Here is a 21,923-nt window from a genome sequence, read left to right as displayed (position 1 = left end):
TCACCTTCCCGGTCGTGCGGGTGTGGCCGTACCGGCCACGGGCTTGGGGTCGGGGGGCGCGGGTCGCCGCGCGGGCAGCCGCCGGGTCGCGGCGGCCGATTCGCCGGCCGGCCTCCCGTCGCCGCCGCGTACGGGCGCGCCGCGCACTCCGGAGTCACCTGGGAGGTTGGAGCCGCCGCCTTCGGCGACCCACCCGGTTTCCCGCGCCCACTCCTCGGGCGACGGGTCGGTGACGGGTGTCGCGAGGCCGGCCGCCGCGTCCCGCTCCGCCTCGGCCAGCAGCGCGCTGCCGGTCGCGGAGCGGCGCGGGTCGGCCGCGGCGGCCAGCATCCGGGCGGCCGTGCCGGGTGCCGTCTCCGGCGGAACGATCAACAGGTCCCAGCGGCCCACGCGGCGGGAGAGCAGGAGCAGTTGGTGCGGGTCCTGCTCGCCCTCGAACCAGCCCACCTTCACCAGCCGCCCGTCGACGGGTACCTTGCGCGGGACGGTGGGCCAGTGCGCGGGATGCACCGCGACCCGGGCGATACGGCCCCAGCGCTCACCCAGCGCCCTCATCAGAAGCGGGAGTTCGCGGGTCAGGTCGCGGGAGTGTGGCCACCACGCGCCGTCCAACAGCGCGGGCGCGGAGCCGACGGGTACCAGCGAGAGCCGGGCCACCTCGGGCGCGTCGGGCGACCGGCCGGGGGCGGCTGGCGCGGGCGCCCCGGCCCGCGCGAGAGCGGCCGGCCGCGGGGCGGGGGCCGGCTGGCGGAGGCGGGTGGCCATCGGGCTCAGGGTCCTTTGGGAACCGGTCGCGGTCATGGCGCGAACCTCGCTCCGGGCGCGGCGTGCCGAGCCCGGCGTCATCAGTCGCCGAGAACGACCCTGGCGTGGCGGCCCGGGTGCGGGGTGCTCTCGGTGACTCCACCGTACTCCTCGTCGGCCACCAGCGAGCCGGGCGCGACGGCCGCCCGTGGCCCGCCGGCTCCGCCGCCCGTCACCTGTCGTCGGTGGCGGCGGTGTCGATGAGGATCTGTTCGGCATCGCTGACGTTGTCGGCCCGTACGGCCCTGGCCATGGCGGCGCGGGCCGCGTCGGGGCGGGCCCGCGGCGGGACCACGAGGAGGGTGAAGTGATCCTGGTCGCCCCGGGTGATGAGGACCGTGTCGTCGCCGATCGGGAAGGCGTCGATGTGGATCACGCGGTCGTCGACGACCAGCCGCGTGGGCAGTTCCTTCCAGGCGCTGGCGTCGAGGCCGACGCGGGTGATCGGGCCGAGGTGCTCGGTGAGCGCGCTGATCAGGGCGGGCAGTTCGGCTCCGACGGCGCGGGACCGCGGCCACCAGGCGCCGTCGAGGATGCCCTGTCTGACCCGCGTCGTCTCCAGCCGCAGCAGGGCCGTGCCCGGCTTGACGGCGTGGTGGACGGCGTCCGGCAACAGTCCGTCGGCGCCCGTCTCGTCGGCCTGGGCCATGGTGTCCTCACCCCCTGTGGGTTCGGCGACCCTCCCCCGCTCGGCACCGGCGTGTCGGCGACGTCGTCGAAGGGTCTGACCTCGCCTCTTCACCGTACTCCCGAGGCCACGACCCGCACTCCGACGCCGAGACCGGCCCGTGGGGCGCGCCGGCGGCGCCCGTGCGGGTACCGCGTGACACCAGCGGTGGCGCGCGGACTCACTCGGCCTAGATCGCCGTCGTTTACGGTGGACGGTGGATGACGACGCCGGAGACCACGGCCGTGTGCGCCCCACGCGCGGTGGAGGGCGCCACAGGCGGAGAGCGACCGAGCGGCCCACGACGCCCCCCGCCTGCCCCCGCCCGCAACCCTTCGGAGACCTTCATGAACGCCTCGGAACGCCTGCCCGACGCCGGGCACGCCGACATCAGCATCGTGGCGTCCACGCCCGATGTCGCCCGCCAGGTGGCGGAGATCCTCCGGCGCTGCTTCACCTCCACCGAGCAGCGCAGCTTCCCGGTGGACTCGCACGGCGGCACCCGCCTCCAGCTCACCGTGGACACCACCAGGACCGCGGAGCCCGCCCGGACCTGGCTGGAGAGCAGCGCCGAGAAGGACCACCCCAGGGCGAACGGCTGAGCCTGCCGGGCGCCGGGCACGTCGCCGCCGAGGTAGTCGACCTGGAAGACGAGTTCGGCGGGGAGCGCGTCCGCGTCGCGCCACAGTGCCCAGCCCACGCCCAGCGGCGCGAGCCCGTACTTGTGCCCGGACGCGTTGATCGACGCGACCCGGTCGAGGCGGAAGTCCCACACCAGGTCCGGGTGGAGGAACGGCGCGACGAACCCGCCGCTGGCGGCGTCCACGTGGATCGGCACGTCCCAGCCCCGCTCGGCCTCGATCCGGTCGAGTGCGGCGGCGATCTCGGCGACGGGTTCGTAGGCGCAGGTGAAGGTCACCCCGAGGATCGCGACGACGCCGATCGTGTTCTCGTCCACGTACGCCGCGACCTGCTCCGCCCGCAGCCCCGTCGCGCCCGGCTCCAGCGGCACCTGGCGCAGTTCGACGTCGAAGTAGCGGGCGAACTTCTCCCAGCAGACCTGCACCGGCCCGGCGACGATGTTGGGCCGGTCGACGGGTTCGCCCCGCGCCTGTCGCCGGGCGCGCCAGCGCCACTTGAGCGCGAGCCCGCCGAGCATGGCCGCCTCGCTGGACCCGGTGGTCGAGCAGCCGACGGCCCCGCGCGGCCGGACGCCGCCACCGCCCTCGCCACCGCCACCCGCGCCACCGCTGCCGCCACCACCGCCGCCGTCCCCGTTGCCGCCGCTCGACGGTGCGTGCCACAGGTCGGCGATGATGCTCACGCAGCGCGCCTCGATCGCGGCGGTCTGCGGGTACTCGTCCTTGTCGACCATGTTCTTGTCGACGCACTCGCTCATCAGCCGCCCGACGTACGGCTCGGTCCACGTCGTGCAGAACGTGGCCAGGTTCTGGGCCGCGTTGCCGTCGAGGAGCAGTTCGCTGTGGAGTAGTTCGTAGACCACGTCGGGCGGCGCGTGCTCCGCCGGCATCCGGTGCTTGGGCAGGACGTGGGCGCTCAGCGGTGACGCGAAGACGTCGGTGTACGGATCGTCCGCGTCCGCGTGCGCGTCCTTGGCTCGGTGCAGGGCCATGGGTGTCATCCTCCGGCGACGAACGCGGCGATCCCCCTGGAACGACGTATACCGGACGGCCCCCGATCCCGCCCCGCGAGTTCCCGTGCCCCGCGGACGCGCGCCCCCGTCGCCGTAAGCCCGTCACGCCGTCACGCCGTCGCCCCGCGCCCCGCCTCCCGCTGGTCGAACAGCTCCGTGAGGTGGTGCCGGAGCACGGCCAGCGCGGCCTCGGGTGGGCGCTGGCCGACCAGGACGCTGGTGCCGAGGCCGTGGCTGAGGGCCAGCAGCCGGGCGGCCTCGATGGCGGGGTCGGCGGTGGGGGGCAGTTCGCCGGCGGCGCGGGCCGCCGCGAGCGCGTCGGAGAGCTGCGCCTCCAGGTGGTTGGGGCCGGCCACGAAGGGGCGCGCGGCCAACTCCGGGTCGGTCATCGCGAGCACCGCGTACGAGGTCCAGATCAGGTGGAAGGCGCGGCTCGCTTCGTCGGTGGGCAGCGCCTCGGCGCAGAACGCCTCGGTGAACGCCCGCGCCGTGACCGGCCTCGGCAGCCCGGCCAGCCGGTCCGCCCAGCGCCGCTGGCTCTGCTGCTCCAGGGTGCGCAGGGTCGCGTGGACGAGGTTGGCCTTGGTCTCGAAGTAGTACTGCACCAGCCGGAGCGACACGCCGGCCTCGGCCGCGACCGCGCGCAGGGTCACCGTGTGCAGGCCCGTGCGCGCGACGACGCGTACCAGGGCGGCGGTGATCTGCGCGCGGCGCTCGGCGTGGTCGACGGTCTTCGGCACCGCCGGCCCTCCCCTGCTCGTCGGTCGGGCCCGCTCCCCAACGCGCCCCGGAACCTTTATGGTACCGCCGTACCATAAAACTCGGGAGGCGGGTGCCATGGCGGAGCACGAGGCGGGCGACCCCCACCGGCCCCCGCCGGCCGCGACGGGCGGGAGGCCCGACCCCGCGTGGGGCGGGCCGGCCGGCGAGGTGGCGGGCGGTACGGGTGGCGACGCGGGCAGCGCGGCACCCGACGGGCGGGGCACGGCGGACGGTCAGCGGGATCAGGACGGTCAGGGCGCGCGGGCCGCGCGGGGCAGTCAGGGCGCTGAGCGCGGCGCGCGGGGCGCGCGGGAGGGTCAGGGCGCTGCGGGCGCGCGGGGCGACGGGCGGCGCGCCGTGCTCGCGCTCGCCTGCGCCGCGCAGTTCATGGTCATCCTCGACGTGTCCGTGGTGAACGTCGCGCTGCCGTCGATCAAGGACTCGCTCGGCTTCGACGCGGTGGCCCTCCAGTGGGTCGTCGGCGCGTACGCCATCGCCTTCGCCGGCCTGCTCCTGCTCGGCGGCCGGCTCGCCGACCTGTACGGCAGGCGCCGGGTCTTCCTCTGCGGGCTCGCGCTGTTCTCGCTGTCCAGCCTGGTCGGGGGGCTCGCGGGGGCGCCCGGCGTGCTCATCGCCATGCGCGCCGTCCAGGGCCTGGGCGCCGCCGTCCTCGCGCCGGCCACCCTGACGATCCTGACCACCACCTTCGCCGAGGGGCAGGGCCGCACCCGGGCGCTGGCCACCTGGACCGCCGTCAGCTCGGCCGGCGGCGCGGCCGGCAACCTGATCGGCGGGGTGCTCACGCAGTCGCTGTCCTGGCGCTGGACGTTGCTGATCAACGCGCCGATCGGGCTGCTGACCGGCCTGCTCGCGCTGCGGCTGCTGCCCGCCGACCGGGCCCGCGAGGCGGCCCGGCGGCTCGACGTGCCGGGCGCGGCGCTGGCCACGATCGGCGTGACCGGCCTCGTCTTCGGCGTGACCCAGGCCGAGCGGCACGGCTGGGCCGGCCCGGCCACGCTGGCCGGGCTCGGCGGCGGCGCGCTGGCGCTGGCCGGGCTGTGGTGGGTGGAGGCGCGGCACGCGGGCGATCCGCTGATCCCGCGCGCGCTGCTGCGCGCCCCGGGCGTGCGGGTGGGGAACGCGGTGATGCTGCTGGCCGGGGCGTGCTTCATCCCGATGTGGTACTTCCTCTCCCTGTACATGCAGGACGTCCTGCACTACGGGGCGCTCGCCACCGGCCTCGGCTTCCTGCCGCACACCCTGGCCGGCATCGTGGCGGCCCGGCTCGCCCCGCTCGCGATGCGGCGGGTCGGCGCCCGCGCGCTGATCGTGGCCAGCGCCCTGCTCGCCGCGGGCGGCTTCCTGTGGCAGAGCGCGCTCGGGCCGCACAGCGACTACGTGACCGGGCTGCTCGGGCCGGCCCTGGTGATGTCCACCGGGATGGGCCTGTTGATCACCCCGATCACCACCACCGTCACCTCCGGCGTCGCGCCGGACGCCGCGGGCGCCGCGTCGGGCCTGATGAACGCCGCCCGGCAGGTGGGCGGGACGTTCGGCCTCGCGGTGCTGGTCTCGGTCGCGGGCACCGCGGCCGGCGCGGTCGCCGGCTACCAACGGGCGTTCTGGGCCATCGCCGGCCTGTGCGCGCTGGTCGCGGCCCTGGCCGCCGCGCTACCCCCCAGCCCACCCGCCCGCACCACGGACCCCCGCCCCACACCGGACACTCCCGACGCCCCGGACGCCCCGGATGACGATCCGCCGAACCCACCCACGGGGGCCGAGGCCACCCGCTAGACGCCCCCGCCCCCGCTGGGCGCTCCCGGCGAATTACGGATGCGTCCCGCACCGCCCGCGAACTAGCCTGACGGCATGTCCACGCCCCGGATCTCCTAGCTCAAGGACCCGCTTCCACGCCACCCGTGTGTCCTTCTGCTCATCCGGAGCGTTTCCTCATGATCACTGTTCGCGGTCTCGACGTGCGCGTCGGCGCCCGTCTGCTGCTGTCCGACATCTCCTTCCACATCGCCCCCGGCGACCGCGTCGGCCTGGTCGGCCGCAACGGCGCGGGCAAGTCCACCCTGCTGACCCTGCTGGCCGGGCAGGCAGCGCCGGTCGCCGGCAGCGTCACCCGCACCGGCCCGGTCAGCTACCTCCCGCAGGACCCGCGGGCCGCCGACCCCACCACCACCGTCGCCGACCGGGTGCTCTCCGGCCGCGACCTCGACCGGGCGGTCGCCGCGCTGCGCGCCGCCGAGGCCGCCATGGCCGACGCGGCGGACCCCGGCGCGCAGCGGCGGGCCATGGACGCGTACGCGCGGGCCGAGGCCGAGTTCCAGGCGCGCGGCGGGTACGCGGCCGAGGCGGAGGCCGCCCGGGTCGCGGCCGGCCTCGGGCTGCCCGACGACGCCATGGGCCGGCCCGTCGCCGAACTCTCCGGCGGCCAGCGGCGCCGCGTCGAGCTGGCCCGCATCCTGTTCGCCGGGCAGGGCACGCTGCTGCTCGACGAGCCGACCAACCACCTGGACGCCGACTCCGTCACCTGGCTGCGCTCCTTCCTCGCGGCGCACCAGGGCGGCCTCGTACTGATCAGCCACGACACCGGGTTGATCTCCGACACCGTCAACCGGGTCTTCCACCTCGACCCGGACAGCGCCGGCCTGAGCGTGCACAACACCGGCTGGCGGACCTACCTCACGCAGCGGGAGGCCGAGGAGCGGCGGCGCGGCCGGGAGCGGGCGAACGCCGAACGCAAGGCGGCCACCCTGCACGCGCAGGCGGACAGGATGCGGGCCCGGGTGGCGACGGCGGTGGCCGCCAGGAACATGGCCCGCCGCGCCGACCGGATGCTCGCCGACCTCGAACCGGCCCGCCGGCGCGAGAAGGTGGCCAGGTTCCGGCTGCCGGAGCCGGCCCCGTGCGGCCGGATGCCGCTCGGCGCGGTCAGCCTGGTCAAGGCGTACGGGCAGCGCCGCGTGCTGGACGGCGTCGACCTGGCCGTGGACCGGGGCAGCCGCCTTGTGGTGCTCGGCCTGAACGGCGCCGGGAAGACGACGCTGCTGCGGCTGCTGGCCGGCCGCGAACAACCCGACGCGGGCCGCGTGGTGCACGGCCCGGGGCTGCGGCTCGGCTACTTCGCGCAGGAACACGACACGCTGGACGGCGCCCGGACCGTACGGGAGAACCTGGCGAGCGCCGCCCCCGGGCTCACCGACGGCGAGGTGCGGCGGGTGCTCGGCTCGTTCCTGTTCAGCGGGGACGACGCGGCCAAGCCGGCCGGCGTGCTCTCCGGCGGCGAGAAGACCCGGCTCGCGCTGGCCGGCCTGGTGCACTCCGGCGCGAACGTACTCCTCCTCGACGAGCCGACGAACAACCTCGACCCCGCGTCGCGGGACGAGGTGCTCGGCGCGGTGGGCACCTACCCGGGCGCGATCGTCATGGTCACCCACGACGAGGGCGCCATCGCCGCCCTGCGCCCGGACCGCGTCCTGCTCCTGCCGGACGCGGACGAGGACCTGTGGAACGAGGAGTACCTGGAGCTGGTGGGCCTGTCGTAACCGCACCCGATCGCTCCCGCGCGGGTCCGCCACCCGGCGCCCACCACCCCGCGCCCCACCCCCGGGGGCGCCGGGCCCGGCCGCGCGGCCCCGGCGCGTACGAGGCTGCGCGGGGCCGGGCATGCGGGCCCGCGCGGGGCCGCACCGTACGCGCCGGCGATCCGGACCCGCCGGGCATTTCCCCCGTACGGGTGATCGCCGCTTCGTTGCGGCGCTGCGGCTGGACGCGGGGCCCTAGCTTGGCGCGTTGGTGAACCTGGTGGCTGGTTCCGCTGACCGGAGGTGCTCTCCCCGTGCAAGGTCCCGCTCCGCAAGACGACCAGCACCCCGACGCGGCCTCGGACGGGCGGGGCGCGCTGTCCCCCGACGCCGTCGACGCCCTCCTCGCCGACCTCGGCTCGGCCGCCCGCCAGGTGCTGGCCGAGGCCGAGGCGGTGGAGCGACGGATGGAGGAGCTGACCGACGCCGACGAGGAGACGATGGTCCGCGACCGCGCGGCGGGCCGCAGCGTGTACGCGCCGACGTCCGCGCTCGCCTCGGCCCGGGCCAGGCTCTCGGCCCACTCGGCCCTCGGCCACCGGGAGACCGCGCGCGCCTTCGTCTCCTGGTGGGCCGACGCGGCGACGGTCGCCCTGGTCACGGCCGCCTGCCGCGCCGCGCCGCACGAGGTCCGCATGGTGGCCGCCAACCCCGAGATCGCCATGGACGACGAGGACCTGACCCACCTGCCCAAGATCTCCGACCACTCCCGCCAACTCGTCGAACTCGGCGCGCACATGCACGACAACGGCGACGGGCTGTACGAGATGGTCGCCGACCTGGCCGTGCGCAGCGGCGTACGCATCGGGCGGGACGCGCGGGGCGCGGTGACGGTGTACGAGGACGGGCAGCCCGACGCGCGGCGCCACCGCCTGTGGGGCAACCGCTGGGCCGACCACCAGGTGCCCACGCTGCCGACGTCCGAGCAGCTCACCGTCCTCCTCGGGGGCGCGCCCGCCGACGTGCTGGCCCGGCTGCACGCCGCGCTCGCGGCCATCGACGCGACGCTGGTGGCCAAGGCGCACGCCGAGCGGCTGAGCGACAAGGACGGCCCGTGGACGCCGGCCGAGATGATCGAGTACGACCAGCTCTCCGCCCAGGTCGAGGGGCTGACCCGGCAGTTGGCGGCGTACGCGCAGGCCGCCGCGGACTGCGTCCCCGCGGCCCGCGCCCTCGCCCGCCGACACGAGACCGCCCCCGCGCCGGCCACCTGAGCGCGGGCCGAGCCCGCCGCCTCCCGGGCCCACCTCCCGACCCCGCGCCCGGAACCCGCGCCCGGAACCGTGCCCCGAACCCGCGCCCAGATCCCGCGCCCCGGCCCGCCGCCCCCGGCTCCGCCGGCCTGGGCCAAGCCAGCGCTGGGGGGCCCACAAGCGATGTCGAGGATTGACGTGGCCTTTCGCCGCGGATGACGATCTCTGGCGGGCCCGGCGCACGCCGGCGCCCGGCGCGAGCCGGAGCCTCCGGCGCCGCGAGCGATCGGAGGATGATCCGTGGAAGCGCTTGAGGCGGTGGCCATCGGGGCCGCGGGCGTCGTGGCCGGTGGCATGAACGCGGTCGTCGGCTCCGGGACCCTCGTCACCTTCCCCACCCTGTTGGCCTTCGGCTACCCGCCCGTGGTCGCCAACGTCTCCAACAACATCGGCCTGGTGCCCGGCTCGATGAGCGCCGCGTACGGCTACCGGCGCGAGCTGCGCGGGCAGCGCGGGCGGGTGCTGCGGTTCGCCGTCGCCTCGCTCATCGGCGGGCTGATCGGCTCCCTGTTGCTGCTCAAGCTGCCAGAGTCGACCTTTGACGCCGTGCTGCCCGCCCTCATCCTGATCGCCTGCGTGCTCGTCCTCCTGCAACCGCGCCTCAACCGCTGGCTGAGCAACCGCAAGAGCGGCCCCCGACACAAGGACGGCGGCGTACCGGTGTGGTGCGGCGTACTGGGCACGGGCGTGTACGGCGGGTACTTCGGCGCGGCCCAGGGCGTGTTGATGATGGGGATCTTCGGCGCGTTCCTGGACGAGGACCTGCAACGATTGAACGCGGTGAAGAACGTGCTCGGCTCCGTTGTCAACGGCGTGGCCGCGGTCGTCTTCATCATCGTCGCGGACGTCTCGTGGGCCGCCGCCGCGGTGGTCGCCACCGGCGCCACGATCGGCGGCCTGATCGGCGCCCGCATCGGCCGCAAGCTGTCACCGACCGTGCTGCGCGGCATCATCGTGGCCGTCGGCCTCACCGCGTCCGTGGTGGTGATCGTGCGCTGAAGCCGAAGTCCCGCACTCACCCAGTCCTCAGGCTGGTCCGTCTTCGGGCTGGTCCGCCCTCCCGCGACCCGCCCACCGCAAGCCACCGCCGCGCCGACAACGGCCGTTGGGGCAGTGCTACCACCCATCTGCTCGATCACGGGGCGGAGTCGATCAAGGGCGGCCCGGGCGTCGGGCCACCCTTGATGACCGGTCACACGTACATGGCTGCGTTCTGCATCGCCAGGTGCATGAGCCGTGCCCAGTCGGGCGCGGGCGCGGCACTGGACCCACCAATCAACACGTCCTGGGACGTGCCCGCCGCGCCCCAGGGTTCCGCTGCTGTCGCAGCCGAAGTTGTCGTTACTGTCGCCCCGACCGCGAGCGTGGCTACCAACCCCGTGGCGGCGAGTACACGACGAACACGCATGACATACCCCTCTTCAAGAAACCCCGCCCAGGTGCGGGCTGAGTCTCTGGACTCTGACAGGAGATGGTCAGCAGCGATTCCGAAGAAAGGGATCTTGTCGCGTATGCGACCGTGTTTGTCTCATCCGAGACCCGCCCGCCGCCCCCGGGGCCCGACCGTCACGCGACGGAACCCCACGGCACGCCACGCGGAACCCCGTCAGCCCAGCCCACCTCGCGCCGGCGCACGTCACATGGGTTCACGTCCCGCCACCTCACGTCACGTCGTCACACACCCCCACCTCACGTGACGCCACCTCACGTCACATCGGTCATCTTCGGCGTCTCGCCCGCCGTCCTGGTCACGTCGATCACGGCGAAGCCGGCGCCCTGCGGGTCGACGAGGGACGCGAACCGGCCATACGGGGTGTCCATCGGGCCGAAGTGCGCCTGGCCGCCACCGGCGGTCGCCCGGGCCACGGCCGCGTCGCAGTCGTCCACGGCGAAGTAGACCTGGAGGTGCGAGGGCACCTCGGCCGGGAAGTCCTCGCCCATCGCCATCCGGCCGAGCACCGGCCCGTCGGCGAGGCTGAAGACCCTGAAGTCCATCTGCTCGTCGTTCACCTGCTGCGCGCGGTAGGGGAAGACGGCGGCGAAGAACGCGTCGGACTGCCGCGGCTGGCGCGTGTACACCTCGGCCCAGCAGTACGCGCCGGGCTCGGCGACCTTCTCGAACCCCTTGTGCTGGCCCGCCTCCCAGACGCCGAAGGCGACCCCGCTCGGGTCGCGGGCGATCACCATCGTGCCGAACTCGCTGACCCGCATCGGCCCCATCACCACCTCGCCGCCGGCCGCCCGGATCGCCTCGGCGGTCGCCGCCGCGTCGTCCGACGCGAAGTACAGGCACCACGCGGACCGCTCCTCGGCGCCCGGCATGGGCGGCACGACGGCGGCCACCGCCTTACCGTCCGCGTACGCCTGCGTGTAGTTGCCGAACTCCGTTGAGCTCTCCCCGAAGGTCCAGCCGAGCACATCGCCGTAAAAGGTCTTGGCGCCCTCGAAATCGGTGAACATCGCGTCGGCCCAACACGGTGTTCCTGTCGCGAAGGTGGTCATGGTCCACATGTCCTCTCGGTCGCTGCGCCCGCCGGCCGGTGGGCGGTTCCGTTCCGCGCTCTCGTCAGTCGGTTCCCCTTTGCCACCGGTACGGAATTCGCGCCGTAACCCGCGGCTCACCGGGGCCGCGTCCGGCGTAAGCGCCGGTCAACGGGGGTGCCCAAGCTAGCGGTTCGCGGCCCGCCGGCCAGCGAGCGACGCGACCTATTCCTACACCCCTTCCAGGTCATTCACGGTCCGCATCGCGGAATTCCGGGCCGTAATTCCGACAGGCGAGAACGTGTGTTCCGGTAGGCGAAAACGGCTATCTCGCCGGCAACAGATCGAGCGGGAAAAACGCGCGAAGTACTTCCCGGAGGGGGTAATGTCTGCGCACCGTCCCGCTTTTTTCCGTCCCGCCGTGCCCGGCGCCGCCGCGCCGTCATGCCGGCACGCCGTCGTGCTCGCCGCGCCGTCGTGCCACCGCACCGTCGTGTTCGCCGCGTCACCGCGTCATCGCGTCGCCGCGCCGCCGAGCCCGGCAAGAAGAGGAGATCCGCCATGCCCGCCGTACCGCCGCTCAACCCGCCCGTCTCCCTCACGCCGACCACGGGCCCCGACACGACGCCCACCCCGCCGGCGGTGACGCCGGCCGCCCAGGCCCCACAGACCACGCCGGCCACCGCGACGCCCGCGGGCACGGCGACCGAGGCCACCGAGGCGGCGATGGCGATAGCCACCACCGCGGCCGACCAGCACTCGGTGATCCAGGTGCGCGGCGCCCGCGAGAACAACCTGCGGAACGTCTCGCTCGACCTGCCCAAGCGGCGCCTGTCGGTGTTCACCGGAGTCTCCGGGTCCGGCAAGTCCTCGCTGGTCTTCGGAACCATCGCGGCCGAGTCGCAGCGGCTGATCAACGAGACGTACACGGCGTTCGTCCAGTCGTTCATGCCGAGCCTGGGCCGCCCCGACGTGGACGCGCTGCACAACCTGAGCGCGGCGATCGTCGTGGACCAGGAGCGGATGGGCGCCAACTCCCGTTCCACGGTGGGCACCGCGACCGACGCGTACACGATGCTGCGCATCATCTTCAGCCGCCTCGGCACCCCGCACATCGGCACCTCCAGCGCGTTCAGCTTCAACGTGGCGGAGGGCATGTGCCCCGAGTGCGAGGGCGTCGGCGAGGTCTCGAAGATCGACGTCGAGCAGCTCGTGGACCGCGACAAGTCGCTGAACGAGGGCGCGATCACGGTTCCCGGCTTCGCCGTGGACTCCTGGTACTGGCAGGTCATGGCGGGCTCAGGGCTCTACGACCCGGACACCAAACTGCGGGACTTCACCGAGACCGAGTGGGAGGACTTCCTCCACAAGCCCAGCACCAAGTTGAAGATCGGCTCCAACAACATCACGTACGAGGGCCTGGTCACCAAGGTCCAGCGGGTCTACCTCAGCAAGGACCGCGAGTCGATGCAGGCCCACCTGCGCGCCTTCGTCGACCGCGCGGTGGTCTTCGCCACCTGCCCGGCCTGCGCCGGCTCCCGGCTCAGCGCCGCCGCGCTGTCGTCCACGATCAACGGCGTGAACATCGCCGAGTGCTCCGCGATGCAGATCAGCGACCTGGCCGCGTTCGTACGGGACATCTCCGACGCGTCCGTCGGCCCGATCGTCACGTCGCTGCGCGAACTCCTGGAGTCGCTGGTCGAGATCGGCCTCGGCTACCTCAGCCTCAACCGCGCCTCCGGCACCCTGTCCGGCGGCGAGGCGCAGCGCGTGAAGATGGTGCGCCACCTGGGCTCCAGCCTCACGGACGTGACGTACGTCTTCGACGAGCCGACCGTCGGCCTGCACCCGCACGACATCCGGCGGATGAACGACCTGCTGCTGCGGCTGCGCGACAAGGGCAACACGGTGCTGGTCGTGGAGCACAAGCCGGAGGTGATAGCGATCGCCGACCACGTCGTCGACCTGGGCCCGGGCGCGGGCTCCGAGGGCGGCCAGCTCTGCTACGCGGGCGACGTCGCGGGCCTGCGCGCCTCCGACACGCTCACCGGCCGCCACCTGGGCCACCGGGCGCGGCTGCGCGAGCGGCCCCGCGAGCCGCGCGGCTGGATCGAGATCCGCGGCGCCGACGCGCACAACCTGAAGAACGTGGACGTCGACGTCCCGGAGGGCGTCCTCACGGTGGTCACCGGCGTCGCCGGCTCGGGGAAGAGTTCGCTGATCCACGGCTACCTGAGCAACCGGGAGGGCGTGGTCGTCGCCGACCAGTCCCCCATCCGCGGCTCCCGCCGCTCCAACCCGGCCACCTACACCGGCCTGCTCGGCCCGATCCGTACGGCCTTCGCCAAGGCGAACGGCGTCAAGCCGGCCCTGTTCAGCGCCAACTCGGAGGGCGCCTGCGCGAACTGCAACGGCATCGGCCTCGTCTACACCGACCTCGCGATGATGGCCGGCGTCGCCTCGACCTGCGAGGAGTGCGAGGGCAAGCGGTTCACGCCCGAGGTGCTGACGTACACCCTGCGCGGCAAGAACATCAGCGAGGTGCTGGGCCTGTCGGTCGCCGAGGCGTACGCGTTCTTCCCCACCGGCCAGGCCCACACCATCCTCGGCCGGCTGCGCGACGTGGGCCTGAGCTACCTGCGCCTCGGCCAGCCGCTCAACACCCTCTCCGGCGGCGAGCGCCAGCGCCTCAAGCTGGCCATCCACATGGCCGAGAAGTCCTCGACGTACGTCCTGGACGAGCCGACGACCGGCCTCCACCTCGCCGACGTGGACAAACTCCTGGCCCTGCTCGACCAGTTGGTCGACGCAGGCAACACGGTCGTGGTCATCGAGCACCACCAGGCCGTCATGGCCCACGCCGACTGGCTCATCGACCTGGGCCCCGGCGGCGGCCACGACGGCGGCCAGATCATCTTCGAGGGCACCCCGGCCGCCCTGGTCGCCAAGGGCGAGACGCTGACGGCGGAGCACCTGCGGGAGTACGTGGGCGGCTGAGGCGTGCGCCTCAGCCGCCGATGACCGCACGGGGGGCTGGGGGCGCTGCCCCGGCCGGCCGCCGGCCCCCGGTCCGGCCCCCGGCCCGGACCTGGCCGGGGGCTGCGCGGGGCCGGGGTCCGCCGCACAACCCTCACCAGGTCGGCCGCGCCGACACACCCCCGTCCACCACCAGGTCGTGGCCGGTGACGAACGAGGCCATCGGCGAGGCGAGGAACACACACGCGTCGCCGATGTCCTCGGACCGCCCCAGCCGCCCGGCCGGCACGGCGGCCTGCCAGCGGCGCACGCCGTCGGGCCAGGCGTCGGCGAGTCCCGGGCGTGCGATGAGCCCGGGCGAGACGGAGTTGACCCGGATGCCGTACGGCCCGTACTCCAGCGCCGCCGACCGCGCGTGCATCGCGACGGCGGCCTTGGAGGCGTTGTAGTGCGCGTGGCCGGGCGCGGGCTGGCTCGCCTCGATGGAGGCGATGTGCGTGATCGTGCCGCCGCCGCCCGCGCGCATGACCTCCGCCGCGGCCTGGGTGCAGGCGAAGGTGGCGCGCAGGTTGGTGTCCACGACGGCGGACCAGTCGGCGAGTGTCATGCCGGGCAGCGGCTGTACGGGCTGCACGCCGGCGTTGTTGACCAGCGCGGTCAGCCGGCCCCCGCGCCAGGCGGCGGCCTCGCGCACCAGCCGGTGGCACTCCGCCTCGTCGGCGAGGTCGGCACCCAGCGCCAGCGCGGCCCCGCCCGCGTCGCCGATCTCGGCGACCAGCGCGCGGGCGGCGTCCTCGCTGCTCCGGTAGTGCGCGACGACGGCCGCGCCCGCCGCCGCGAACCGCCGCGCGATCCCCTGCCCGATCCACCCACCGGCCCCGGTGACCAGCGCCACCTGCCCGCTGAGGTCGGGCAGGTGGGTGGGATGTGTGCTGGGTTGGTTCACGTCGGGTACGCCTCTCGGTTCGCTCGCAGGGTTACGGGCCGCTCGCCCCGGTGGGTGTTACCCGCCACGCGCGCCCACCTCACGGCCGGCACAGCGCGCGCACCCGCTCCGCCACGCGCGGGTAGCGGGCGGCGAGGTCGTCGGCGTCGCCGTGCTCGTACGTGTCGTCCGTGAACCCGGGCGCCATGGTGCACCCGAGCAACGCCCACGCCCCGCCCCCCGCGACGGCCCCGCCCATCCAGGTGCCGGCGGGCACGGTGAACTGCACGCGCTGCCCACCCAGTACGTCGGGCCCGAGCACCACCGTACGGTCCGACCCGTCGGGCGCGAGGAGCAGCAGTTCGATCGGATCACCGAGGTAGAAGTGCCAGGTCTCGTCGGAGGCGAGCCGGTGCAGGGCGGAGTACCCGTCGGCGTCGTCGGTCAGCAACACGACGATGGCCGACCCCTCCGGCCGCCCGTCGGCCCGCTCCGCCCCGGCCCACGTCCGCAGGTACCGCCCGCCCTCGCGCGGTATCGGCTCCAGGCCGTAGTGCGCGATGAGTTGGGCGGGGGTGGGGGGCCGGCTCGCGCCGGCGAGTCGGGGTGGGGTGTCTGGGGTGTCGGGCATGTCGGCGCTGCTGTCGCTGGTCATGTGCGGCCCTCCGCTGACGGTCGGGGCCAGCGTACGGGGGGTGGGGGTGGGGTGGGTCAGCAAAATGGCCTGCACACCACGATGTGGCGTGCAGGCCAAAGAAAAGAGGGACAGTGGCCTAAGCGAGTGCCCCTTTAAGTCTGCTGGCAATCTAGCACGGTGCCCACGAGCGGCTACCAGCCAGCGGCCACGTCGACAGGGTGCGGTGATGGTCACTTCCGCAGGAGATCGCGGAGGCCGCCGCCGAGCTCGCCCGTACGAGCGCCTAGCCGCACGAGGTGCTGGTCGCGCTGGAGAAGGTACCGGGCCGACCACCTCCTGGTGGGTGCCGGTATCAACCAGGCACGTCGGGGGCGTGGGGTGCGGCTTCCGGTGCGGGGTCTCCGTACGAGGCCCGCCACGCGCCCCGGGCGAAGTGGACGACCCCGTCGGGGGTGATGTGGACGCGGCTGCCGTAGAGGGGGAGTTTGCCTTCCGCGTTGAGTCGGTCACGGATGCGTTCGAGCCTCGTCCAGAGGCGCTGTGGGCCTCCCTGGTGCACCTCGGGCGGGTCGATCCAGGTCGCCGAGGCGCGGGCCCAGGAGCCGTCAGGGTGGGCCAGCCAGGCGGTGCGCTGCTTGTTGCTCTCGTCGTAGTACGAGGTCACGCCAGGCACGGCGAGTTGGAGCATGGCCTGCAACTCCCACGACTCGGTCACGTTCACCACCGGATACCGGCCGGTGTGGACCTCCTCACCTTCCTGGTCACGTGCCTCGTCCGAGAGCGCCGCCGGGTTCGCCGGGTAGTCCGCTCCCGACCGGGTGACCATGAACCCGGCACGGTCCCACTCGACCTGCCCTCGCGCGCTACCGTCCGGCTCCTTGTCAGCCGTGACGATCACGTTCATACGGGCGAGGGTGGTCACGAGCCGCCCGCCCGGGCGAAGCGCGGCCACCACGCTGGCGAGGTTGGGCAGGGCCACCAGCGACACGACGCGGTCGAAGATGTCGGGCAACGGGCCGGTGGCGTCACAGGTGACCACTTTGGGCGCCAGCCCGATCGAATCGAGCCGCCGCGTCGCGGCTTCGGTCAGGTACGGGTCCACATCCATCGACGTCACCCGGTCCGACCCGAACCGGCGGGCGACGAGAGCGGTACTTGTTCCGGTACCGGTCCCGATCAGCCCCACGTCGGCGCCGTCGTACAGGAGGCCGTGGCGCAGCATCCGGATGACGAGGCTCGGTGCCGTACTGGAAGAGGTTGGGCGACCGGAGGGGTGATCGTCGGGGCTGGCGGCGTCGGCGTGCGACCCGCCGACTCGGGCAACCAAGCTGTCGTCCGCGTAGGCAGCACGCAGCCAGGCGGACTCGTCCGCCTGGCCATCGCGCAGGGACCACTGCCCGCCCTCCCACTCCCACCAGCGCGGCACGAGAATGTGCCGGGGCGTGGCCGCGAGTGGTCCGCGCCAGCGCGAGGTGGGGGCGGCGATGTCGGCCGCCAACTGCTGAGCGAGCAGTTGCCAGTTCAAGCGCGGGACCCCAGTCGTTCGTACGGGTCAGTCGAACTCGCCGTCACGCACGGCCCCGACGAACGCCGACCAAGCCGCCGTGTCGAAGACCAGTGCCGGGCCCTGCGGGTCCTTGCTGTCGCGGACGGGAACGGCACCCGGGTAGGCCGCGCTGACCTCCACACAATTGCCGTTGCTGGCTCCGCTGTAGCTCGACCTGCGCCAACCGCTCAGGTCCGGCGAAGCGGGGAGGCTCGGGTTATTCAACACGGCTGAACTCCCCTCGCCGCACCGCGTTCACGAACGTTGACCACGCCGCCACGTCGAAGACCAGCGGTGGACCCAGCGGGTCCTTGCTGTCGCGGACGGGGACGGCACCACTGGACGCCACCGACGGCGCCCACTCCACGCAGTTTCCGTTACTGCCGCCGCTGTACGAAGACTTGACCCATGTGACCGTAGCGAGATCCACCATCACCCTGTGATCGCCCCTTTCGCGGCCACCAGCCCGGCACCCGACAGGCGCACGACGCGGCAGGGCCGCTACGCGAACTCTCCCCGCCGCACCGCGCCCACGAACGCCGACCAGGCGCCAGCGTCGAAGGCCAGAGCCGGCCCGTTCGGGTCCTTGCTGTCCCGAACTGGGATCACACCGTTCGCGACCAGAGACGGCGTCCACTCGACGCAGTTAGCGCCACCGTTGCCGCTGTAGCTCGACTTACGCCAGACGACCTGAGAAAGCTCCACGTTCATCGTGCGACCACTCCTCTCGGGACCATCCACCTGGCAGCCACGTCAGGCGTCGCTACGCGAACTCTCCCCGCCGCACGGCCCCGACGAACGCCGACCAAGCCGCCGTGTCGAAGACCAGTGCCGGGCCCTGCGGGTCCTTGCTGTCGCGGACGGGGACGGCACCCGGGTAGGCAGCGCTGACCTCCACGCAATTGCCGTTGCTGGCTCCGCTGTAGCTCGACTTACGCCAACCGCTCAGAGCCGACGCGTCCGAAACGCCCTTACCGCACTGCATCCGCATACTCCTCTTCAACTGCCTTGATGAACCTCAGGGATTCGCGATGCGACAAGGCGTCGCCCAGGGCGAGATCGTAGGACACGAGGCACCGCTCCACTACCGCAGGCGAGTCCAGCACTGTGCCAGTGCTCAAACCTTCCACATAGGCAAGCGGTGCCATGTCATCGAAGTGCATCAGGGTGACGGAGCTCTCCAGTACCGCATGGGCACCAACGCTGAACGGCAGCACGTGCACACGGATGCGCTGCCGCGCCCCCAAGTCGTGGATGTGACGTAGTTGCTCAGCCATGACGGCTGGCCCACCGACACTGCGCCGTAGCACCGCCTCATCCAGAAGCGCCCACAGCTCCGGGCGCACCGGGTTGTCCAAAATGTCGGCACGCGCGCGGCGTGTGCGAATGCGATCCGCACAGCGATCTTCGCTCAGGCGAGGGAATCCAGCGGCGAACACGGCTGCCGCGTAATCCGGCGTCTGCAAAAGCCCGGGCACCAACGACTGGCCGAACTCCCGGATCATCACCGCCAGTGGTTCCATCTCCGCCACACCCGCGAAGAACGTCGCGAGTTTGCTCTCGGGTAGAAAACGGCGGAGGACGCCCCCCGTCTCCAGCACCTGGTCAAGGCGCACCGCATCCTCGACGGAGGGAAAGCGACGGCCCGCCTCAATGTGGGCGATGTGCGAACGCGACATGACGGCCCGCGCTCCCAATTCCTCCTGTGTCCAGCCGCGCGCTTCCCGTCTCTCCCGCAGTTCCTCGCCGTATGCGTTCCGGCCCTTGGGCCCATTCGTCAGCGCCATGTGGTGACCCTTTCGTGCTCAGTGCTTTGGCACGCCAAACCCTCTAGCGACCGTACTCCGTCGCCTCCCACTCTGTAATCGGTCCAGTGCAGTACGTGAGAAAGGGGTGCCTGGCCATGAGCAACAGTGCACATGTGGGGAACAACTCGGTGGGGCTCGAACAACAGCAGTCGGCTAACGACACAAGCGATCACCTGGTCGTCGAGGCGGCCCCGGACACCAGCGTGGCGCGGAACCGCGAGACCATCCAACTGGCCATGAGCCGCGAACTGTTGGCCCACGCCAAGGACGTACTCTCCGTCCCCCGCCAGCCCGCCCACGTGCTCCGCTACACCTGCGCCCGGCTGACCGAGAGCCTGGACGACGTCCTGAGCGTGGCCGACGAGCGCGGTCAGCGCCTCTCGGCGGGTGAGCCGAAGTCCCGTGGGCCGGCGCTGTACTGGGGTAACCCGGCCCACGACGACTGCGGTCACACCGGCCGAGAGGCCGGCCCCGCATGACGTACGCCGTGTACCGGTTCGTCCAGCACACCATTCGCCAGGCGCCGGAGGGTGGCGTGACGTACGAGGCGTTCTGCATGACCGCCGGCTGCCGGGCCGAGTCGGGTGGGTTCGAGGACCAGGACGACGCGCAGGACTGGTGCCTGCGGCACACCGGTCGCAGCCCGGGGCACGACCTGTTCCGCCGCGTGGTCACCGACTACGCCCGCGTTCTGCGCGACGAGGAGTGAACCGCGCCGGCGGCACGGGCCACGGCGAACCAGGGGGCCGCTCCCGCGCGGGAGTCCGCGCCGGGGCGGCCCCGCCGCGTGCACGACGTGACCATCGCCGCGTCGCCCGCGGCGCGCCGGAAAGCGGCCTGGTCCCCACTCCGGGACGGCTTTTTGGCCACCCCGGGGATTCGCATGAGAAAAGGGTTCGGGGGCGGGATCATGATGACCATCCTTGGGAGGAGGGATCGGCATCGTGAGGGACAGCCGACTGGGCCTCGTGATGGTCCACGGGTTCATGTCCGGGCCGAAGGTATGGGAGCCGCTACGCGAGCTGATCATCGCGGACCGGAGTCTCGGCTTCGTCCACCCGCTGACGTTCGAGTACGCGACCGGGTTGTTGCCGGTCAGTCCGCTGCGGGTCTTCCCGTCGATCGACACGGTCGCCGACAGCCTGCGGGAGTACCTGGCGACGGAAGCCGGTGCGTTCGACCACCTGCTCCTGGTCACCCACAGCCAGGGAGGGCTGGTCGCCCAGCGCTACCTGGCTCGTATGCTCCAGGACGGCAGAGGCCGCGAACTGGCCCGGATCCAGCGGCTGGTCATGCTCGCCTGCCCGAGTAACGGCTCCGAACTGCTGCTGTCCCTGCGACGACGCGCGCTGGGCACGCGCCATCCGCAGGAGAAGGATCTCCGCCCGCTGAACGACCAGGTCAGCGCCACCCTCCGCACGGTCGTACGCGACGTCGTGCACGCCGCCGAGGTCACCGACCGCACCTGTCCCATCCCGGTCTCGGTCTACGCGGGCGAGAGCGACGGCGTGGTGTCCCGGGTCTCGGCGCAGTCCGTCTTCCCGGACAGTTCCGCCCTGCCGGGCGACCACTCCAGCATTCTTCGGGCCGACTCACCCCAGCATCGGACGTTCACCACTCTCCGCCGCCTCATCCTCGCCACCCGCAGCGAGCCGTACGTTCCCGAGCCCACCGCACCGGAGTACTTCTCGCTCACCCCCGCCGCGGGGCCGTCCCCAGCCAGGCACACACTTACTCCCGGGTCCGCGTCCACGCTCGCGGGAAAGCCCTCCGGGGGGCGGCGCCGGGTCACCGTGATGGTCTCGGTCGCCGCCATGGCGGTCGTCGCATCGATCCTGTACGTCGTCGCGACGCCGTGGACGAGGAGCGACGACTCCGCCGCGACCGGCCCCGAACCACCCGCCGTGGCGACCGGTTCGAGCACATCGGGACCGCCGCAGAAGGGTCGCGAGGACAGCGGCGTCATCCCGCCCGAGGAGTTCCCGGCGACGAACACGTTCTGGTTGGCCGACATCAACGGCGACGAGAAGGCCGAATACCTCACGGTCGACAAGAACCAGAACTTCGAGTTCTGGTGGAACGGCGGCGTCAAGGACCAGCGCCTGCGTTCCGACGGCAAGGGGGAGAACTCGTACACCCCCGCACCCGGCGCGGACGGCGCCGCGTTGCGCTTCGGTGACATCGACGAGGACGAAAAGCCCGACTGCATGGTGGTCGATCAGACCGGCGGGGTGACCGTCCACACCTGGGTCGAGAAGAATCCGAGCGGCTCCCGCATGTGCATGGCCAGGTACGACGGTGATGCCAGCGTTCCCTTGCTCGACACCGCCGATCGCGTGCCGCACCTCAGGGAGATCCAGTTCGCCGACATCGACGGAGACAAGCGCGTCGACTACCTGTGGATCGAACCGAACAGCAGGACAACCGTCTGGTTCAACCGGAGCCGGGTGGCCAAGGGCGGCCGTCTCGTACACCTGGGTTGGTCTCCTCCCACGGTGATCGGCAAGGACACCTTCGACCGTGAGTTCAGGTACGCCGACCTGAACGGAGACGCGCGCGCCGACCAGATCCTCATCACCCTCAAGGGCGGCGCGCGGGCCTGGCTCAACAAAGACGGCGCGGAATCGGGCATCGCTACCAAGGACATCTGTCAGATCGTGCCGGATACGCACGCCCCGCCGGAGGAGATCCAGTTCGCCGACGTCGACGGAGACGACAGGGCCGAGTTCTTGCACGTCGACAAGACGGGCGCGGTCCACGTCCGGAACCCCGTAGTCCGCGAGGGTTGCTAGGCCCCGGCCGTAGACTCCCGCGACC

The 21,923-nt window shown here is 72.7% G+C and carries 22 protein-coding genes; 8 read left to right on the top strand and 14 right to left on the bottom strand.

Annotated features, from left to right (window positions below):
* The 5 genes from AC3CHW_RS17815 to AC3CHW_RS17795 form a co-directional block, all read right to left on the bottom strand.
* On the bottom strand, positions 1 to 765 hold the full coding sequence (locus AC3CHW_RS17815; protein ID WP_488467100.1) for a DUF5994 family protein: 765 nt from the start codon (positions 763 to 765) through the stop codon (positions 1 to 3).
* 80 nt (positions 766 to 845) lie between these two features.
* Entirely contained in the window at positions 846 to 980 is a 135-nt protein-coding gene (locus AC3CHW_RS17810; RefSeq protein ID WP_488467099.1) for a hypothetical protein, read from the bottom strand.
* Positions 977 to 1,453 (bottom strand): DUF5994 family protein, encoded by a 477-nt coding sequence (locus AC3CHW_RS17805; protein WP_398608186.1) that lies wholly within the window; start codon positions 1,451 to 1,453, stop codon positions 977 to 979. The genes AC3CHW_RS17810 and AC3CHW_RS17805 overlap by 4 nt, the downstream gene beginning before the upstream one ends.
* Before the next feature lie 223 nt (positions 1,454 to 1,676).
* Positions 1,677 to 3,104 (bottom strand): pyridoxal-dependent decarboxylase, encoded by a 1,428-nt coding sequence (locus tag AC3CHW_RS17800; protein ID WP_488467098.1) that lies wholly within the window; start codon positions 3,102 to 3,104, stop codon positions 1,677 to 1,679.
* Between the two features lie 131 nt (positions 3,105 to 3,235).
* The gene (locus AC3CHW_RS17795; protein WP_488467097.1) at positions 3,236 to 3,865 is read right to left on the bottom strand and encodes a TetR/AcrR family transcriptional regulator; all 630 of its coding nucleotides are present in this window, start codon (positions 3,863 to 3,865) and stop codon (positions 3,236 to 3,238) included.
* 97 nt (positions 3,866 to 3,962) lie between these two features.
* On the opposite strand from AC3CHW_RS17795, the gene AC3CHW_RS17790 reads away from it, so the two are divergent.
* From AC3CHW_RS17790 to AC3CHW_RS17775, 4 genes are all read left to right on the top strand, one after another.
* Positions 3,963 to 5,681, top strand: coding sequence for an MFS transporter (locus tag AC3CHW_RS17790; protein WP_488467096.1), 1,719 nt, complete (start codon positions 3,963 to 3,965; stop codon positions 5,679 to 5,681).
* Between the two features lie 158 nt (positions 5,682 to 5,839).
* Complete coding sequence (locus tag AC3CHW_RS17785; protein WP_488467095.1) at positions 5,840 to 7,441, top strand: ABC-F family ATP-binding cassette domain-containing protein; 1,602 nt, start codon at positions 5,840 to 5,842, stop codon at positions 7,439 to 7,441.
* Positions 7,442 to 7,734: 293 nt separating this feature from the next.
* Positions 7,735 to 8,694 (top strand): hypothetical protein, encoded by a 960-nt coding sequence (locus tag AC3CHW_RS17780; protein WP_488467094.1) that lies wholly within the window; start codon positions 7,735 to 7,737, stop codon positions 8,692 to 8,694.
* Between the two features lie 279 nt (positions 8,695 to 8,973).
* Positions 8,974 to 9,732 carry a sulfite exporter TauE/SafE family protein gene (locus tag AC3CHW_RS17775; protein WP_488467093.1) on the top strand — a complete coding sequence of 253 codons (759 nt, stop codon included), beginning with the start codon at positions 8,974 to 8,976 and terminating at the stop codon, positions 9,730 to 9,732.
* A 705-nt stretch (positions 9,733 to 10,437) separates the two neighbouring features.
* Here AC3CHW_RS17775 and AC3CHW_RS17770 read toward each other — a convergent pair.
* Positions 10,438 to 11,235 carry a VOC family protein gene (locus AC3CHW_RS17770; protein ID WP_488467092.1) on the bottom strand — a complete coding sequence of 266 codons (798 nt, stop codon included), beginning with the start codon at positions 11,233 to 11,235 and terminating at the stop codon, positions 10,438 to 10,440.
* 705 nt (positions 11,236 to 11,940) lie between these two features.
* Between AC3CHW_RS17770 and AC3CHW_RS17765 the strand changes: the two genes are divergently transcribed.
* Positions 11,941 to 14,211, top strand: coding sequence for an ATP-binding cassette domain-containing protein (locus AC3CHW_RS17765; protein WP_488471091.1), 2,271 nt, complete (start codon positions 11,941 to 11,943; stop codon positions 14,209 to 14,211).
* A gap of 133 nt (positions 14,212 to 14,344) precedes the next feature.
* On the opposite strand, the gene AC3CHW_RS17760 is transcribed toward AC3CHW_RS17765, so the two are convergent.
* The 8 genes from AC3CHW_RS17760 to AC3CHW_RS17725 all read right to left on the bottom strand — a co-directional run bounded on the left by AC3CHW_RS17760 (position 14,345) and on the right by AC3CHW_RS17725 (position 19,085).
* Positions 14,345 to 15,136, bottom strand: coding sequence for an SDR family NAD(P)-dependent oxidoreductase (locus AC3CHW_RS17760; RefSeq protein ID WP_488467091.1), 792 nt, complete (start codon positions 15,134 to 15,136; stop codon positions 14,345 to 14,347).
* A gap of 79 nt (positions 15,137 to 15,215) precedes the next feature.
* Positions 15,216 to 15,746 (bottom strand): cupin domain-containing protein, encoded by a 531-nt coding sequence (locus AC3CHW_RS17755; RefSeq protein ID WP_488471090.1) that lies wholly within the window; start codon positions 15,744 to 15,746, stop codon positions 15,216 to 15,218.
* A gap of 358 nt (positions 15,747 to 16,104) precedes the next feature.
* Complete coding sequence (locus tag AC3CHW_RS17750) at positions 16,105 to 17,277, bottom strand: methyltransferase domain-containing protein (RefSeq protein ID WP_488467090.1); 1,173 nt, start codon at positions 17,275 to 17,277, stop codon at positions 16,105 to 16,107.
* 27 nt (positions 17,278 to 17,304) lie between these two features.
* Positions 17,305 to 17,526, bottom strand: coding sequence for a DUF397 domain-containing protein (locus AC3CHW_RS17745; protein WP_488467089.1), 222 nt, complete (start codon positions 17,524 to 17,526; stop codon positions 17,305 to 17,307).
* Positions 17,516 to 17,731 (bottom strand): DUF397 domain-containing protein, encoded by a 216-nt coding sequence (locus AC3CHW_RS17740; RefSeq protein ID WP_488467088.1) that lies wholly within the window; start codon positions 17,729 to 17,731, stop codon positions 17,516 to 17,518. Before AC3CHW_RS17740 ends, AC3CHW_RS17745 begins: the two co-directional genes overlap by 11 nt.
* Positions 17,732 to 17,799: 68 nt before the next feature.
* Positions 17,800 to 18,009 (bottom strand): DUF397 domain-containing protein, encoded by a 210-nt coding sequence (locus AC3CHW_RS17735; RefSeq protein WP_387596561.1) that lies wholly within the window; start codon positions 18,007 to 18,009, stop codon positions 17,800 to 17,802.
* 52 nt (positions 18,010 to 18,061) lie between these two features.
* Positions 18,062 to 18,283, bottom strand: coding sequence for a DUF397 domain-containing protein (locus AC3CHW_RS17730; RefSeq protein WP_488467087.1), 222 nt, complete (start codon positions 18,281 to 18,283; stop codon positions 18,062 to 18,064).
* Positions 18,270 to 19,085 (bottom strand): helix-turn-helix domain-containing protein, encoded by an 816-nt coding sequence (locus AC3CHW_RS17725; RefSeq protein ID WP_488467086.1) that lies wholly within the window; start codon positions 19,083 to 19,085, stop codon positions 18,270 to 18,272. Before AC3CHW_RS17725 ends, AC3CHW_RS17730 begins: the two co-directional genes overlap by 14 nt.
* A 116-nt stretch (positions 19,086 to 19,201) precedes the next feature.
* On the opposite strand from AC3CHW_RS17725, the gene AC3CHW_RS17720 reads away from it, so the two are divergent.
* The 3 genes from AC3CHW_RS17720 to AC3CHW_RS17710 all read left to right on the top strand — a co-directional run bounded on the left by AC3CHW_RS17720 (position 19,202) and on the right by AC3CHW_RS17710 (position 21,898).
* Positions 19,202 to 19,585, top strand: a complete 384-nt coding sequence (locus AC3CHW_RS17720) for a hypothetical protein (protein WP_488467085.1) — start codon at positions 19,202 to 19,204, stop codon at positions 19,583 to 19,585.
* A complete protein-coding gene (locus AC3CHW_RS17715) occupies positions 19,582 to 19,815 on the top strand; it encodes a DUF7848 domain-containing protein (protein ID WP_488467084.1) in 234 nt (77 codons plus the stop codon). Before AC3CHW_RS17720 ends, AC3CHW_RS17715 begins: the two co-directional genes overlap by 4 nt.
* A gap of 235 nt (positions 19,816 to 20,050) precedes the next feature.
* The gene (locus AC3CHW_RS17710) at positions 20,051 to 21,898 is read left to right on the top strand and encodes an alpha/beta fold hydrolase (protein WP_488467083.1); all 1,848 of its coding nucleotides are present in this window, start codon (positions 20,051 to 20,053) and stop codon (positions 21,896 to 21,898) included.
* The last annotated feature ends 25 nt before the right edge of the window (positions 21,899 to 21,923 follow it).

It is taken from the genome of Streptomyces sp. MGP-BFMKR1 (assembly GCF_057766585.1).
Note: the sequence above shows the minus strand (reverse complement) of the source record. Positions and strands in the feature narration are given on the sequence as shown.